The 17,201-nt window shown below is 41.5% G+C and carries 5 protein-coding genes; all 5 read left to right on the plus strand.

Translation table 11 applies throughout. The features are described from left to right. Positions 1 to 6 precede the first annotated feature (6 nt). From WH46_RS07590 to WH46_RS07610, 5 genes are read left to right on the plus strand one after another with little or no spacing between them, the layout of a single operon-like run. Positions 7 to 7,560 (plus strand): non-ribosomal peptide synthetase, encoded by a 7,554-nt coding sequence (locus WH46_RS07590; protein ID WP_269430612.1) that lies wholly within the window; start codon positions 7 to 9, stop codon positions 7,558 to 7,560. A gap of 25 nt (positions 7,561 to 7,585) precedes the next feature. Continuing rightward, a complete protein-coding gene (fabD, locus tag WH46_RS07595; RefSeq protein ID WP_046226276.1) occupies positions 7,586 to 8,842 on the plus strand; it encodes an ACP S-malonyltransferase in 1,257 nt (418 codons plus the stop codon). 51 nt (positions 8,843 to 8,893) lie between these two features. Then, the gene (locus WH46_RS07600) at positions 8,894 to 12,445 is read left to right on the plus strand and encodes a condensation domain-containing protein (RefSeq protein WP_046226277.1); all 3,552 of its coding nucleotides are present in this window, start codon (positions 8,894 to 8,896) and stop codon (positions 12,443 to 12,445) included. A gap of 33 nt (positions 12,446 to 12,478) precedes the next feature. Next, positions 12,479 to 13,396, plus strand: coding sequence for a CPBP family intramembrane glutamic endopeptidase (locus tag WH46_RS07605; RefSeq protein ID WP_197088258.1), 918 nt, complete (start codon positions 12,479 to 12,481; stop codon positions 13,394 to 13,396). A gap of 13 nt (positions 13,397 to 13,409) precedes the next feature. Then, positions 13,410 to 17,195: a non-ribosomal peptide synthetase family protein gene (locus WH46_RS07610; RefSeq protein ID WP_046226279.1), complete on the plus strand. Its 3,786-nt coding sequence runs from the start codon at positions 13,410 to 13,412 to the stop codon at positions 17,193 to 17,195. Positions 17,196 to 17,201 lie beyond the last annotated feature (6 nt).

A 17,201-nucleotide genomic window follows, 5' to 3' on the forward strand; every position in this document is an offset into this window, starting at 1 on the left:
GAGCGTCTGTACCGGACCGGAGATCTGGTACGCTGGCAGGCGGATGGACAGTTGTACTTTCTAGGGCGGATCGACCAACAGGTAAAAATCCGGGGACACCGGATCGAAGTAAGTGAAATCGAGAAACGGCTGGAAGCCCAAACCGGTGTGCGGGAAGCGGTGGTAGCTGTCCGAAAAGAGCCGGAAGGAGAAGCGGTGCTGTATGGCTATGTGGTCCGGGAGCCGGGAACATCGACCGAGCTGGCTACGATCGAGCAGGCACTGCGACAGGAACTGCCAGGTTACATGATTCCTGCTCGGTTGATAGAGCTGGAGAGTATGCCGCTGACGCCCAATGGGAAAATTGACAAAAAAGCTTTGCCGGAACCTGCTTTGGATATCCATTCACCTGCTATTGTTCTTCCCAGAAGCCAAACGGAAGAAATCATTATGCAGTTATGGACAGATATATTGAACGTACCTATCCAAAGTGTACAGGCATCGTTTTTTGACCTTGGGGGCCATTCGATTAAAGCGATCACGCTTATATCACGATTGTATCAGGCATTTCATATACAAGTGCCTGTAACCGTCATATTCAATGAGCCGACGATTGAAAAATTGGCATTATATGTGGATGCCCACAAGCATGAAAAAACAGAAGGCCAGCAGCTTCAGACTATTCCACGTATTGAAGAGAAAGAATTTTACGAAACATCAGGCGTACAAAAAAGAATGTTTGCCCTTTACCAAAATGATCCGTACAGCATCCATTACAATATGCCTGGAGTATACCGTGTACATGGGCATCTTGATGCTGAACAACTAAAAAGTGCTTTTAAAGACTTGATCGAACGTCATGAATCTTTACGTACCTGCTTTTTGGTTGCAGAACAGGGAAGCGTTCAGAAAATTAATTCGTCCGTTCCGTTTTTGATGCCGGTGATTACTGTAAATAATTCACTGGCTCAATCTCACAATGAAATTGCTAGCATAATAAAAGACTGGATTCAGCCTTTTGATTTAACGCAGGCTCCATTGATTAGGGGAGGGCTTATTCAGCTGAAAGATGCAGATATTCTGTTCTTGGATATACACCATATTATTTCGGATGCTGTATCGATGGGGATTTTGCTTGATGATTTGCGTTCCCTGTACAAAGGTGAGGCACTTCCTGCGCTTTCGCTCCAGTATAAAGATTTTGCCGAATGGCAGTATGCACAGCTTGATGGACAGGCGATGAAAGAGCATGAAGCATACTGGCTCGAAGCACTGGCTGGGGAGCTGCCTGTACTGAGCTTGCCGGAAGATACAAAGCGATTTGATATGAAACAGGTTGTGGGTGAGAACATCACTCTTACTCTTGACAGAGAGCTCAAACAAAAAATAGATGGTTACATTCGTCCTATTTCTGTAACTCCGTATATGTTTTATCTGGCAGTATTTAATATTTTGCTGTCAAAGCATAGCGGACAGACGGATATCATTGTTGGAAGTCCGGCAGCAGCACGTATCCAGCCAGGCCTGGACAACATTGTAGGAATGTTTGTTAATACTTTACCAATGAGAAACTCCCCGGATCATTCCAAACCTTTTCATGATTTTCTGCAGGAAGTACGGGGAAATGCTTTGAAAGCTTTTGAACATCAGGAGTATGACTTGATCCAGCTGATAGAGAAACTGGATATAAAGAAGGAAAAAAATCGGAATTGGATGCTGGATGTTCTATTTTCAGTTGAATCTTTGGAATCTTCAGAAATTGCACTGGGTGATCAAGTATTGAGTCGATACGATATTCATTATGATCTGTGCAAATTTGATGTATCTCTGGATGTGTTTCAGGATGAAAAGGGCAAAGAAGACACGGTATTTAATTTTAATTATAATTCGGGGCTGTTTCATGCACGGACTATGGAGCGTTTTACAAATCATTATGTGAATTTGTTACAGCAGATCGTTGATAACCCGGACGTATTGTTGAAAGATCTGTCACTGATGAGTCAAACGGAAAAAGAAGAGCTGCGCTTGTTCAATTCGGTTAAAACGGCCGAAAATCATTATGCAACATGGCAGGCATGGTTTGAAGAGCAGGTGACATTGACACCTGACAATATAGCCGTATCGGATGCGAATAAACATCTGTCATACAAGCAGCTTAATCAGCAAGCCAATCAGCTTGCCCATGTACTGTGTATGGAAGATGTACAGCCTGGAACAATTGTGGCTGTCATCGCAGATCGTTCCGTGTATACCGTTGTTGGAATGCTGGCTGTTATTAAAGCCGGAGGAACCTATATGCCGGTAGACCCGGATTATCCTGAAGAACGGATAATGTACATGCTGGAAGACAGTCAATCAGACATTATACTTGTGAAGCAAAGCGAGGCAGAGCGATATTCACAATTTGTTTCACGGTGTATTGCCTGTGATTCGATAACTGAACACCCTCAGTGGAATGTCAATCCCGCAGTGGTCTGCAGTACAGAAGATTTGATGTATATCATTTATACATCAGGAACTACCGGCAAACCAAAAGCAGTAATGGTGGAGCACCGCAATGTAATTAATATTGCGGAGGGATGGATCAAGGATTATAGGCTCAGGGAAATGGAAGTGACTCTACTCCAGTTGGCCAGTTTTTCTTTTGATGTGTCGATTGGTGATATGTGCCGTTCCTTATTAAGTGGAGGCAGGCTCATCATTTGCCCGGCCGAGACAAGAACGGACCCGGCAGCACTGTATCAATTAATACAATCCAATCAGGTGACTCTCTTTGAATCTACACCAGGATTGATTATTCCTTTGATGAATTATATTTATGAAAATCAATTGCCGCTAGAACATCTAAAGCTGCTCATATTGGGTTCGGATATTTGTACGGCAGCTGACTTTAACACTCTGTATCATCGGTACGGTGAGCAGATGCGCATTATAAATAGCTACGGAATTACAGAAACAACGATTGATTCCAGCTTTTTTGAGCTGCATGCCGGAGAAAAAGTGGAGTCGATCCACGTTCCTATCGGAAAACCGATGCAGAACAGTTATTTCTACATTTTGGATCAGGGATATAATGAACTGCCTGTAGGAATTTCGGGGGAGCTTTATATCGGAGGTGCAGGCGTATCCAGAGGATATATGAATCGGCAAGAACTTACCGGGGAAAAATTTGTTGCGAATCCTTTTGTGCCGGGCACGCTGATGTACAAAACCGGAGATCTGGCAAGATGGCTGCCCGAAGGCAATGTAGAGCTGATGGGCAGAATCGATCAGCAAGTGAAAGTAAGAGGATACCGTATTGAACTGGGGGAAATTGAAAGTCTACTTTTATCCCACCCCCGTATTAGCGAAGCTGCTGCAGTATTAAATGCATCCAATCAGGATCTGGTTTGCTTTGTAACAGTCACCTCTTTATTGGAGACCACCGAAATCAGAAGTTATCTGGAAGAACTGCTTCCTTCTTACATGATTCCTTCTGCAGTTGTTATACTGCCGGAACTGCCTTTGACATCGAATGGAAAACTTGATCGGCGTGTCTTGTCTGAAGTGCCTGTGAGTATCAATGCTACAGGATACGTGGCACCGCGTGATGAAGTAGAAATACTCATGTCAGGATTATGGTCTGATGTGTTGGAAAAATCCAAAATAGGCATAGATGATCCTTTTTTCGAACTAGGTGGACATTCGCTAAAAGCGATTACTCTTATTTTCAAAATTGCGGGTGTATTTAACGCACCGGTTAGTGTAACAGATCTTTTTCATCATTTTACTATTCGTAAATTATGTGCATTGATCAAAGAAAAGCGTAAGTTGGAATCGGAATCCAGCCTTTCCGGCAAATGGTTGGAACCTATTCAGCAGGCAGAAAAAGCGGAGTTTTATCCTTGCTCTGCTGTACAAAGACGTCTGTATACCATCTATGCCCAGAATCCAGACAGTAAGGCATACAATATGCCCGATATTTTTGTAGTTAAAGGCAAGCTGGATCATAATCGTTTGCAGTCGGCATTCGATGTACTGATTCAAAGACATCAATCGCTGCGAACAAGCTTTCATCATATCAATGGAGAAATTGTGCAGCATATTCAGCAGCAGACAAGTTTCCAATGTCCGTTTATACAATTGGAAACATTGCAGTACAGCAGCATTCAGCAGATAGTGGACGAGTTTGTCCGACCTTTCCAACTGGACCAAAGTCCGTTGATTTCGGCACAGATTGTGGAATGGAACAATATATGTTTGTTGATGATGGATACGCATCATATTGTCGGTGATGGTATATCTACTGCCCGGTTGCTGGAAGAATTATCGGTTTTATATACAAATTGTGATCAACAACTACCTTCTTTGGATTTAAACTATACAGATTTTGCAGTATGGCAAAACAGTCAGCTTGCACAGGGGAACTTCGAAAATGACGAGAAGTACTGGACGCAAATGTTGAACGGAGTGCTGCCGCAGCTTCAAATGCCTGCAGACTTTAAGCGAACACCGGAAGTAAACACGGAAGGTGCCCTTCTCCGATTCGATATTCCGGTTGATTTGAGTGGAAAGGTGAATACATCCCTTCTTTATTATGGAATTACACCGTATATGTTTTATCTGGCTGCTTTTCAGATTCTGCTTTCTAGATACAGCGGACAACAAGATATTATAACAGCCAGCCCGATGGTAGGCAGACCGGATGAACGTCTTTACCGGACAGTAGGCATGTTTTTAAATACTGTTCCTATGCGGAATCAGGTAGGAGCGCATAAAACAATTCGTGCATTTTTAAATGAAGTCAAAGAAAACGTGCTGGCAGCAGGCGAGCACCAGCATTACGATCTGGAAAATCTGCTTTCCAGGGTAGATGCGCCTTATGAAGCTGGTCGCAACCGCATTTTTGATACTATGTTTACTTTACAAAATACAGAAGGAGATTCATTTAGTCTGGGAGATGCTGTATTGACTGGTTATTTGCACGAGAGTCGTACGGCCAAATTTGATATCTCGCTGTTTATGATGGCGGATAGCAGCAATCAAGTAAGCGCAGGAGTCATTGAATACAAATCTTCGCTGTATACACCGTATACAGCAGAACGCTGGAAAGAACATCTGCTGAAAATCGTTGAACAGATGATAGCGGAGCCTGCTTGCACAGTAGGTGAAATAGATCTACTGACAAATAAGGAAAAAAGCATGTTTGGCATTTACAATGAGACAGCTGGAGATTATCCGTCATCGATTACTTTGAATGAGCAGTTTGAACGACAAGTGAAAAAGACACCACTGAAGACGGCAGTTAACGACAAAATCTCAAGTTTATCCTATGAGGAGCTGAATCGGCGTGCCAACCAGCTGGCTCATTTTCTTCAACAATCAGGAATTGAAGCAGATAAGCCGGTTGCCATCCTGATGGAACGATCCGTTAACGCTATTATTGCTGTACTGGCTGTAATCAAAGCAGGTGGCGCTTGTCTGCCGATCAGCATGGATTATCCAGAGAAGCGAATTGAACATATTTTAAAAGACAGCAATGCATCCCTTGTATTGACCGATCGCGTCCATATACTGCTGCAACGTATGAATATAACATCGCTAAATATGCAGGAGAACGAATGGTCTGACTATCCTGCTACTAATGTCGTAAGCTATCATACAGCTGAGAATCTGGCCTATATTATTTATACTTCTGGAACAACAGGTAATCCGAAAGGAGTTATGCAGACACATCGCACGCTGATGAATCTAATGTACGAACAATACGATCACAGTGATATTGACTTCTCTGGTTCCATTATTCAATTTGCCAATATTGGATTTGATGTGTTTTTCCAGGAAATCTTTTCTGCGCTTTTGGCAGGCGGAAATCTCTGCGTGATTAGTGATGAAGATAAAAAAGACATTCCGGTGTTGTACGATTTTATTAGAGTACATCAGGCACAGGTACTGTTTTTGCCAACGGCTTATCTGAAATATATTTTTAGTCAGCCAGCCTACAGCGCTATGTTTCCTGCTGAAATAAAGCATATCATTACCGCTGGCGAAGCATTGATTGTATCTGATCTGTTAAAGAAGCATATTTGCACTCATTCTGTACAATTACACAATCATTATGGACCGGCAGAGACCCATGTAACGACTATATACACTATGGATCAAACAAATGTAGCCACGGGAGCCGCGCCTATCGGAACTCCGATTATGAATCATGCAAGTTATATTTACAACCCGTCCATGCAGCTTCAACCTGTTGGCGTTACCGGCGAATTGCACATTGCCGGACACGGAGTAGCCAGAGGTTATCTGAATAATCGGCAATTGACCAACGACAAGTTTGTCTGCAACCCATCTAACCCGGGAGAGATATTATACAAAACCGGTGATCTTGCGCGCTGGAACGAAGCAGGGATTATAGAGTATATGGGCAGAGCGGATCAACAGGTCAAAATCCGAGGGTATCGGGTGGAGATAACAGATATTCAGCAGCAATTTATGAAATATCCCGGTATACAGGAAGTAGAAATTGTACTGGAGGACAACAGTCGTTTATATGCTTTTTTTGTGGCAGATTCGGCTGAAATGAATATTCAACATATCAAGCAATATATAAGCAACGAACTGCCATCCTATATGGTTCCTTCACATATGATGCAAGTAGAGCATATGCCGTTTACATTGAATGGAAAAGTGGATCGCAGAGTGTTGATGCAAAATTTCAAAAATACCCTGACGAACGAAGCGATTCAACAGCCAATGACCGTAACTGAACAGCAGTTACTGTATATATGGCAGGATGTTCTTAAAACGGATCATTTGCAATTGGATGATAATTTTTTTGAGGTTGGCGGCAATTCATTACTGGTATTAACGCTGCTGTCCAAAATAGAAGAACTGTACCCGGATCAACTGCGTGTAGCGGATATCTTTATGTATCCTGCGATCAGTCGTTTAGCTGCTTTTATAGACAATCGTTCCCGGGTAAGCGTGCCCCAGAAAAAGGTCCAATTGTCCGGTACAGCGCTACCAGAATCATATGCAGCTCAGAGCTTGTCAAACCATAGTAATGGTTCTTTTGAATACACATTCGAAAAGGAACATTACAGAATGATTGATCAAATATGCCAAAAAGAACAGATCAATTTCAAACTACTGATTTTATGCATCAGTTCGTTTACGATGCACAAAGTATTCAAACAAAATGAATGTACAATGTATTACGGGAACGATCAGCGGTCTTTTATTACACCATTGTCTTTTGATTTTGGCAGTATTGGCAATTTTACAGACCTGTTTCGTATCGGTCAGCAGCAATTATCCAGTACGAACGACAGTCTGCAACTGGATATGAATGAACAAGAGACATGGCTGTCACCTGATAAAAAGTTGGTAACAGCTGTACTGGATGATCAGACAGTTATTCAATTCAAAAATATTACACAAAAAATGGATTTTGTTGTGTCTTTTGATTATGAACATGACACATTGGTTGTCAAAGCATCATATCATCCCGGAAAACTACAAAAAAGTCAGGCAGCAGAACTGTTCCGCCATATTATTCATGCGGCTGCAATGCTCATAAACAAAGTAAAAAGCTGATGATCATTACAGGGAGGAATATTTTTTGAAAAAGACAACTTTTTTGTTTCCCGGGCAGGGGTCACAGTATACGGGAATGGGCAAGCAATGGTATGACGAATTTTTCGAAGCGAGATTGGTTTTTGACGAAGCCGAAGAGCTGCTGCAAATGAATATAACAGATTTGTGCTTTCAATCCGATCTGGCTGCATTAACCCGGACGGACAGCGCACAATTAGCAATATTTATTTGCAGTGTGGCAATGTTTAGAGTGCTGATGGCACACAGCTCGCTGCGTCCTGATTATTTAGCTGGGCACAGCCTTGGTGAAATATCCGCATTGGTGTGCAGTGGTGCATTGAATTTGTCTGAAGGAATTCGTCTTGTCAAAAAAAGAGGCGAATGGATGCAGGAAGTAGGCGGAAATGGTATGGGCGGGATGATGGCAGTCAACCATATTCATGCTGATAGAGTGGAAGAAATGCTAAGTCATATCAATAATGAAGCACAGCTGCCCGATATTGCAATTGCCTGCTACAATGCTCCTGATCAGGTGGTTATTTCCGGGCCCAAACACAAGTTGGATTTACTTTCTAGCGAGGTGGAAAAAGAAAAAGGCATTGTGAACCAATTACAGGTAAGTTCATCATTCCATCATATTTCCATGATTGAAGTGGCTGAACGGTTGCAAAAGAAGTTGACAGGTCTATCTTTTAATCCTTTCACATTTCCGGTTATAAGCAATGTTACCGGTCACCCATACACGCAGTCGTCGGAAATAACAGAAATGCTGTCCCGACAAATGATTAGTCCTGTAAGATGGAGTGATACAATCCGGTTTCTTGTATCGGCAGGAGTCGAGCAGGCTGTGGAAATAGGTCCAAAGCAAGTACTAAAAAAATTAGTGAAGCATTATCCAATTACTTCGTATGCCATGGAAAATAAAGCAGATTGGACTTTTTTGCAAAAACAGTATGCTGTCAAAGCAGACAGTATGCAATTCCTGCGGTTTTGCATCAGTCATTCCTTATGCACTCCCAACCATAATAATTCCAGTGAAAAAGTAACGACTCAGACAGCATTGTCTATCCGGACCATGAAGAAAAGGCTTGCGGTTATTCATCAGGAAGGCAGAGTACCTGACCTGCAGGACAATCAGCAGGCCCTAAAAGAAATGCTCCGTGTTTTTCAGGAGAAACAAATTGAATCATCCGAGCGTAATCAGCGCCTTTCTCAGCTGCTTCCGTATTCAAATCATATCGAGCTGACTGAGCAAATTAAGGAATATATTATTTTCACCTGACAAATAATAAATACTGCATACTTATTCATGGAGAAGGAAGGTTGGAAAATAATGCTGGAGTTCAAGGATATTGATTTCGGTACAGACGATCTAGAGGTAGACATCAAAGAGACAGCTGCACCAAGTAGGGATATCGCTGTTATCGGAATGTCATTTCGACTCCCCGGAGCAGAAACGATCGAACAGTTCTGGGATCTATTAAGTCAGGGACAGGATTGTATTTCAACCATACCAGAAACACGTAAAGAATTACTGGATCGATACTACAATTGGAAGGAAGGCGCATTGCCCGGTTCGTATACGGAAATGGCTTACTTACCGGAAATTGACAAGTTTGATCATTCGTTTTTTGGCATTTCGCCAAAGGAAGCCAGCCTGATGGACCCGAATCAGCGCATATTTTTGGAATTAGCCTGGCAGGCAATCGAAGATTCGGGTTATGGCGGAGATCTTCTGAAAGGCAGCCAAACCGGAGTATACTGCGGATTTTGCCAGCCTGTTGTAGGAACTTATATGGATATGATCAAAAATGTGGACTCTTCCCTGATTGCCCAGGGCATGATTGGAAATATGCCCTCCATGATTCCAAGTAGAATAGGATATTTCATGGACTTTCACGGCCCTAGCTTTTTTCTTGATACAGCATGTTCATCTTCGCTGGTGGCTATTCACCAGGCGGTTCAGGGATTGCGCTCGGGTGATTGCTCTTTGGCTATTGCCGGCTCTACCGAGCTTGTTATTTTCCCAACCGAGATGGAACAGAAAATGGGTATAGAATCAACTTCCAATCGCACCAGATCATTTGATGATGATTCCGACGGTACAGGAGCAGGGGAAGGTGCTGTTGTACTGGTGCTCAAACTTCTTCAGCAGGCGATCGAGGATAATGATCAAATTTATAGTGTTATCAAGGGAACTGCCATTAATCAAGATGGCAATTCTATTGGGCTTACTGCCCCCAACCCGGCTGCCCAGCAAAACGTTATTATAGAAGCCTGGAAAGACGGCAATATAAATCCGGAGCATATATCATATATTGAAGCTCACGGAACAGCGACCAATCTGGGAGATCCTATCGAAATTGAAGGGATCACAAATGCTTTTCGGCAGTATACTTCCAAAAAGCAATTTTGTGCACTGAGTGCTCTCAAGTCCAATATTGGACATTTGGGAGCAGCAGCTGGTATCGCCGGTGTGCTGAAGGGGATTGTGTCACTTCAATACAAACAAATTCCTCCTATTGTACATCTGGGTATGCCTAACAGCAAAATTGACTTTGAAAATTCTCCGGTTTATCCCAATGATATGTTAAGAGACTGGAACACACAAAGTGAGATGCGGAACTGTGGTGTAAGCTCTTTTGGATTGAGTGGCACCAATTGTCATATTGTGCTTCAACAGGCTCCAGCGGTCAAACAAGCAGTACCGAAGCCTGCCAATCATTCGTATCTCCTCACTATATCTGCCAAATCGATAACAGCGTTGCACAGCCTGGTCGAAAGCTATATTGAAAAATGTGAACAGGAAGACAGTCTCTCGATTGCAGATCTGTGTTACACATCGAACAAAGCAAGAGGACATTACCATTACAGAATAGCTATCACGGGTCAAACGATACAACAGCTGCTGCTTGCCCTGCGAAATGTACAGACAGGGGAACATGTACACATAACATACCCGCCTTCAGCCGAAACAGTGACAAAAATGAACATAAGTGTAGCATTGTATAGACAGCAGCAAATAAAAGATTCCTCTCTGCTTGAAGAAATTGCCCGCCTGTATATGGAGGGAGGCATGCCTGATTGGGATCAGCTCTATAAGGATGAACAGCGAGTTCGTGTACGCTTGCCGGTATATCCCTTTGACCGTGTATCGTGTTGGCTGGATATTCCTGCAGAAGCTCCTTTTTCGACAGCAGAATTATCATCCGGTAATAAAATTGAGCCGGTTCACAAACAGGTCAAACTCACTGGCAGAAGCAATGGAATGTACAGCCGGCTTGAACAGATTATAGCAGACAGCTGGGGAACTGCACTCGGATATGCTCAATTGGATATTGATGATAATTACTTTTCACTTGGAGGAGATTCGGTCATCAGTCTACAAATTGTAAATGATATAGGGCTGAAAATTGGATGTCATGTTTTGATCAGTGATTTGCTAAATCATGCAAAGTTGGAGGATATGGCAGACGCTCTCGAGCAAAAAATAGTAAACGATGCACCAGTGGAAGTGCTTAATATACCAAAAGCTGATGAACAGCCTTATTATTTGCTGAGTCCGGCTCAGCGGAGAATGTATATTACAAGCATGCTGGAAGGAGCGGGCACAGCCTATAATATTTATGGAGCGTGTGAGTTGAGAGGGCGCCTGGATTATGCAAAATTACAACGTACACTTAATGAACTGATAAAACGGCATGAGATGTTCAGAACATCATTTGCTATTGTGGACGGAGAGCCGGTACAGATTGTTCAGGAATCTGCAAATATTGAAATCAAAATAAAACAGGCGGACAGCAACCATCCGAATATCAAAGAGATTGCCGAAGCATTTATCCGGCCATTTGATCTGAATTGTGCTCCTTTACTGCGCTGCGAACTTTTGGCAATTGATGAGCAACACCATATTTTGTTGTTTGATATACACCATATTATTTCCGATGGTCATTCACAAGCTGTATTTATAGAAGAATTTATGCGCATCTACAATGGTGACATATTGCCTGCTATTAATCTTCATTACAAAGATTTTGCAGTCTGGCAAAATGACAAATTAAAAGCGGACAGGCTCGAGGAATACCGGTCTTACTGGAAAGAAATATTCAAACAACAGCTGCCTGTTTTAAATCTGCCTTTTGATTATGCAAAACCGTCCGGACCATACTATGAAGGAGATGCTGTTAATGCGGTTATCGGATCGGATATGCTGGAGAGCATGCTTTTACAGGCACGAAGCTTTAATACTACGTTGTATAATGTTCTGCTGACTGCCTACAATATTATGCTTATGAAAGTTAGCGGACAGTATGATATTGTCATCGGTTCGGCAAGTTCGGGGCGTGAGCACAAAGATTGTGAGCAAATGATCGGCATGTTTGTCAATATGCTGCCTATGCGCAATTATCCAGCACCGCATAAAACATTTGAACAGCTTCTGGGAGAAGTCACTTCAAACTCTGTGAAGACTTTTGATTACCAGGCCTATCCAATGGAATATATTATCAACGATCTGAATCTTGACCGGGGGAGCAAACAAACCAGCCTGTTTGATGTTACATTTACATTCCAAAATTTTGCCTCATCCGAATTGAAGCTTAATCAGTTAACTGTAAAAACGGTTGATTTTGATCTTGTTCAGGCTCCATATGCATTATCACTTATCGTATATGAAGCTGAGAATGAACTGAAGCTTAATTTTGAATATCAGAAAGCTGTATTCAAAAAAGAAACGGTGGAAGAACTGGCTCACCAGTTTATGGAAACCCTTCGGTTTATTATGGATCATTCAGGAGAACTTCTGGACAATTTGAAGCTGACAAGTTTGTTTCACAAAGCTGATACAGCAATTTTGGAGCAGGAAGATACAATATTTCATTTTTAGATGATTGTATATGAAAAAGATGGAGGCAAAAAAATGGTATCTTCAAAAAGCAGTGTATTGTTCATCAAAATTATAATACTGGTAATCCTATCGCTAATCATTGTCAACGTTCTGAATATAGCTATATATATGTTGTTCGCCGGTTATTATTCGTATATTAGTGCTGGTTCCGTGCCGGGAGATCAAGCGATTATGGGAATGGTAGTCGGTAACCCGCTGTTTCTGGCTTGTACTGCGCTCGCCAATATTGCTTTTCTGGGTATTCTGTTTTGGGTTGCCCGTAAAGTCGATAATCTTCGTCCGATTAATTTATTTATTAACCAACCGATACATAAGCCATTAATGCAATTTGGAACCGGAGTTTTGATTGCTCTGGTGACAATGGTCATATTCGTGGCAGCAGGCCTGGCAGCAGGATTATTCGAATTTTCTGCTGCTCAATCTTTGCAGCATCTGGATATTAAAATGGCTGCATTTCTGGGATGCGGGATCATTTTTAGCCTGATTACCGGATTTTATGAAGAAATCCTGTTTAGAGGATACATACTAAACCGGCTGTTAAAATGGAAACCTGCCTATGCATTATGGTTGTCCGCCCTGATTTTTATTGTGCCGGAAATGATGAATAATTTTTATATCGCTGATATTCTCGGCATTTTTTTGACCGGTATGTTATTTGGTTATCTGTACATTATTACAGGATCGATCTTTGTCAGTGCAGGTATTCACTCGACGCTTCACTTTTTGCTTTTGAATGTGGTCGCTTTTCAAAAGTATGATTACGGATTGCCTTCCTTATTTGTTTTCCATTCTGAATATGCTTATTCATTTATTGGTACACCAACGGGAATATGTACTGCATTTGTAAATGCTGTATCGTTGGCAGTGCTGTATGTATATAACAAAAAAAGAAATGGAGCACTTGTGTCCAAAGCGGAAGTAAACATCTAAAGGAGGCATTACATTGAGCGGTTCTGATAAAACGGTAGAGGTGTTGGAAAATGAAGCGTCCCACAAAGATTATTGGAAAAAAAGACTGGCACATATAGAATCCGCTACAGGATTTTTGTATGATTACGACAGCTTTGACCAGGAATCACAAAGAAGTGAATATCGAATGTACTGGTCGGAAGATTCACAAAATAAAATAAACCGATTAACGAACAAGTCTCCGTACAAATTGCATATGATTGCAATAAGTATTGTTAAAGTGCTGCTGTACAAGTATACCGGTGTCCAGGATCTGGTAATTGGCACGCCGATTTACAAACAAACAGAAGTCAAAAGAATGTTGAACCGGTTTTTGCCGATCCGGGGAACGGCAGCTGGTGATACATTGTTCAAGGAATTGATTTTGCAAACCCGTGAAGCTTTACTTGAAGCAAATACTCATCAAAATGCGCCTGTCGAGTCGATTATGCATAGATTGTATCCACAATCGGATCTTGCAAGCATACCGATGGTCGATGTGATGGTCGCTGTTGATCAGATTCAAAGTCTTGAGGACAACAGTCAGCTGGATTTTGCCTGCATATTTGTTTTTAGCGAGGAAACAGTAAAGATCAATTATGATTCGCGACTGTATGATGCTTACACAATACAAAATATCGCGAATAGTCTGGAATATGTTTTGAATATGGCTGTTTCCTGTCCGGAAACGCCAATCAAATCTTTGCAGCTTGTTCCTTATGATTCCGGCAGTATTATTCATAATCAAAATAATAAGGAAACAGAAGTTATGCCACTGCATTGCCATTTGGAAAGCCAGGCTGCGGTAACGCCTGACCAAACAGCAATCATCTCGGGCAGCCATTCGATAACGTACAAAGAACTGCATGTATATGCCAATCGTGTCGCACGCCGTATCCGGAAATTGACTTCACCCAATGACAAAGTTATAGGTATTATGATGGAACCATCGATTCAACTGGCAGTCGGATTACTGGCTATTCTCAAAGCCGGTAAAGCTTATGTACCTATTGATCCCAGATATCCGCAGCACAGGCTGGAACATATTATGGAAGACAGTGAAATTCGATTGGTGTTAACCCAGGATCTATACATGTTTCGTTTTGAAAATAAGGTGCATATGTTAAATATGGATGATGAACCGCTGGATGAAGAGGATGGCAGCAATCTTACGAATACCGCAGTTTGTTCAGATGATCTGGCCTATCTTATTTATACTTCCGGTTCTACTGGTACGCCCAAAGGCGTTATGATTGAGCAGCAAACGATAGTTAAAACCATGCTCTGGCGTCAAAAGGAATATGGTTTTAACAGTGAGCATACTGTACTACAGCTTGTGTCTTTTGCATTTGACGGATTTATCGGAGGATTTTTTGCTCCTCTGATGAGTGGAAGTACCATAATTCTCCCGCAAAGTGACCATTTGAAAAATGTTCATGAACTGCAGCGAATCATAAGAGAAAACTCGATTACACATTTGCATAGCGTGCCTGCACTAGCTCAGTTAATTATTGAATCGATGGACAAATTGGGAGCAGCAGCGCTACAGGCTATAACGGTTGGAGGCGATATTACTCCGGCTGAACTGATTGAGCAATGCATGCAGCTGAATATTGAACTAATCAATGAATATGGACCTACTGAAAATACTATTGTAACCAGTATATTAAGAAATATGGAAATTCAGGATCGCAGCTGCATTGGTCGACCTGTTGCAGATACTGTTATTTATATTACCGATCAGGATGGAAATTTGTGTCCGCCTGGAGTGAAGGGGGAATTGTGGATAGGAGGAGGACGATTAGCACGAGGATACTGGCGAAACGATGCACTGACAGCAGAAAAGTTTATCCGTGATCCTTTTACCGGAACAGGCAGAGTGTACAAAACAGGCGATGTAGTCAGACTTAGAAAAGATGGGAAATTGAATTTTTTGGGACGTTCGGATTCCCAGGTGAAAATAAATGGCTTTCGGATTGAGACCGGAGAAATTGAACGACGATTAGAGTCGTTTAAAGTAATCAAACAAGCTGTTGTCAAAATAGTGGAACAGGCAGACGATACCAAATCATTATGCGCTTATTACACCGCACATCAGCCGATACAGGAATCTGAAGTTCATCATTACCTGTCTGTATATGTACCTGACTATATGATCCCTAGATATTTTGTATTACTGAATGAATTTCCTTTGACGGTAAACGGAAAAATTGATCGCAATATTCTTCCTTTGCCCCAAGCTGCAAATAGTATGAACAATAAATATGTTCCTCCAACCACTCCCGTTGAAATACAGATCGAGCGTGTATGGTGCAAGGTATTAAACAAAGAACAAATAGGCATTTATGATGATTTCTTTGGATTAGGGGGAGATTCATTAAAAGCGATTCGGACTGCAGGGCATTTGGCAGAGTATTTTACAATAGCCATTAATGATGTATACGAACATCCAACAATCAACGAGCTGGCACTTCATTTGACTCAAATAACGAATAAAGAATGGACTAGTAATACTCTGGATCAAACAGTAAAGGATGTTCAGGAATACGGACATCTTCATACTGCAACAGCCGGAAGCCAGATACATCAAGCGGAAAATGACTATATCGCCAAGTCTCATTCTTATGCAGCATCCATATCTCTGGATACCGAAAAACATTACAAGAATATACTTATTACAGGGGCTACCGGTTACGTAGGAATCTATTTATTAAGACAACTTTTGCAAAGTACATCGAGTACCATATATGTACTGGTCAGAGGAAAAACCAAAGAGCAATCTGTGGGAAGGCTCTCAGAAGTATGGCAATTTTATTTTAAGCAGGCGTTTGAGGAAGAAATATGGAGGCAGCGAGTAATTGTAATTGCTGGAGATGTCTCTCAGCCATTTTTTGATTTATCGGAAGTTGTTTATAATGAACTCGCTCACAAGTGCGATTGTATTATTCATTCTGCAGCACTGGTAAAGCATTACGGACATTACCAGGAATTCTATAATACAAATATTCTTGGAACCCGTCATATTATTGATTTTGCACAGCTGGGTATCAAAAAAGATATTAACCATATGTCTACTACTACTGTTGCAGATGGGAATATTCAGGGTACTGATCGCATATTGTATACAGAATATGACATGGATCAAGGACAAAAATCGAATAATTACTATTCACAGACTAAGCTTGAAGCAGAAAAGATGGTATGGAATGCTTCCCAAAATGACCCATCCCTGTGTGTGAAAATTTTCAGATTGGGCAATGTTTCGTTTGAATACGATACAGGTCATTTCCAAAAAAATATAGATGATAATGCAGTTTGCAATATGCTCAAATCGTATATGTTATTAAAAGCTTTTCCTGAATTGCCAGAACCTGTACTTAACTTTTCGTATGTGGATCAGCTGGCAGATTCGATCATAATGCTATTTAACCGGGAAGCTTTGAGGAATGAGGTTTTTCATATGTATAACCCTTATCAATTGAGTATAAAGGAAATAGGAAATATGTTTCAGCAGCTGGATCATACCATACAGATCAAAAATATGGACGAGTTTTTGCTGGATGTATCTTCGTATGTCAAAAACAATGAGAATAGCCATCAACTCGATCGATTGTTAACGGATATTCATACGCATTCCATAGAAGACACAACTGAATTTGTTCTGAAAAACAATAAAACGATAATGCTGCTCCAACGCATGGGATTTGACTGGCATAAGATGAACCAGAAAGCTGTAAAGAAAATGGTGGATTACTGGAAAAAAGAAGGGTTTATCCAATAAGTATCC

Source organism: Paenibacillus dauci (genome assembly GCF_000971985.1).
Lineage (GTDB): Bacteria > Bacillota > Bacilli > Paenibacillales > Paenibacillaceae > Saccharibacillus > Saccharibacillus dauci.

What these genes read in the sequence shown, in the direction of transcription:
- WH46_RS07605 (WP_197088258.1), top strand. Translation starts at nt 12,479, where the DNA reads ATGGTATCTTCAAAAAGCAGTGTATTGTTCATCAAAATTATAATACTG.
- WH46_RS07600 (WP_046226277.1), top strand. Translation starts at nt 8,894, where the DNA reads ATGCTGGAGTTCAAGGATATTGATTTCGGTACAGACGATCTAGAGGTA.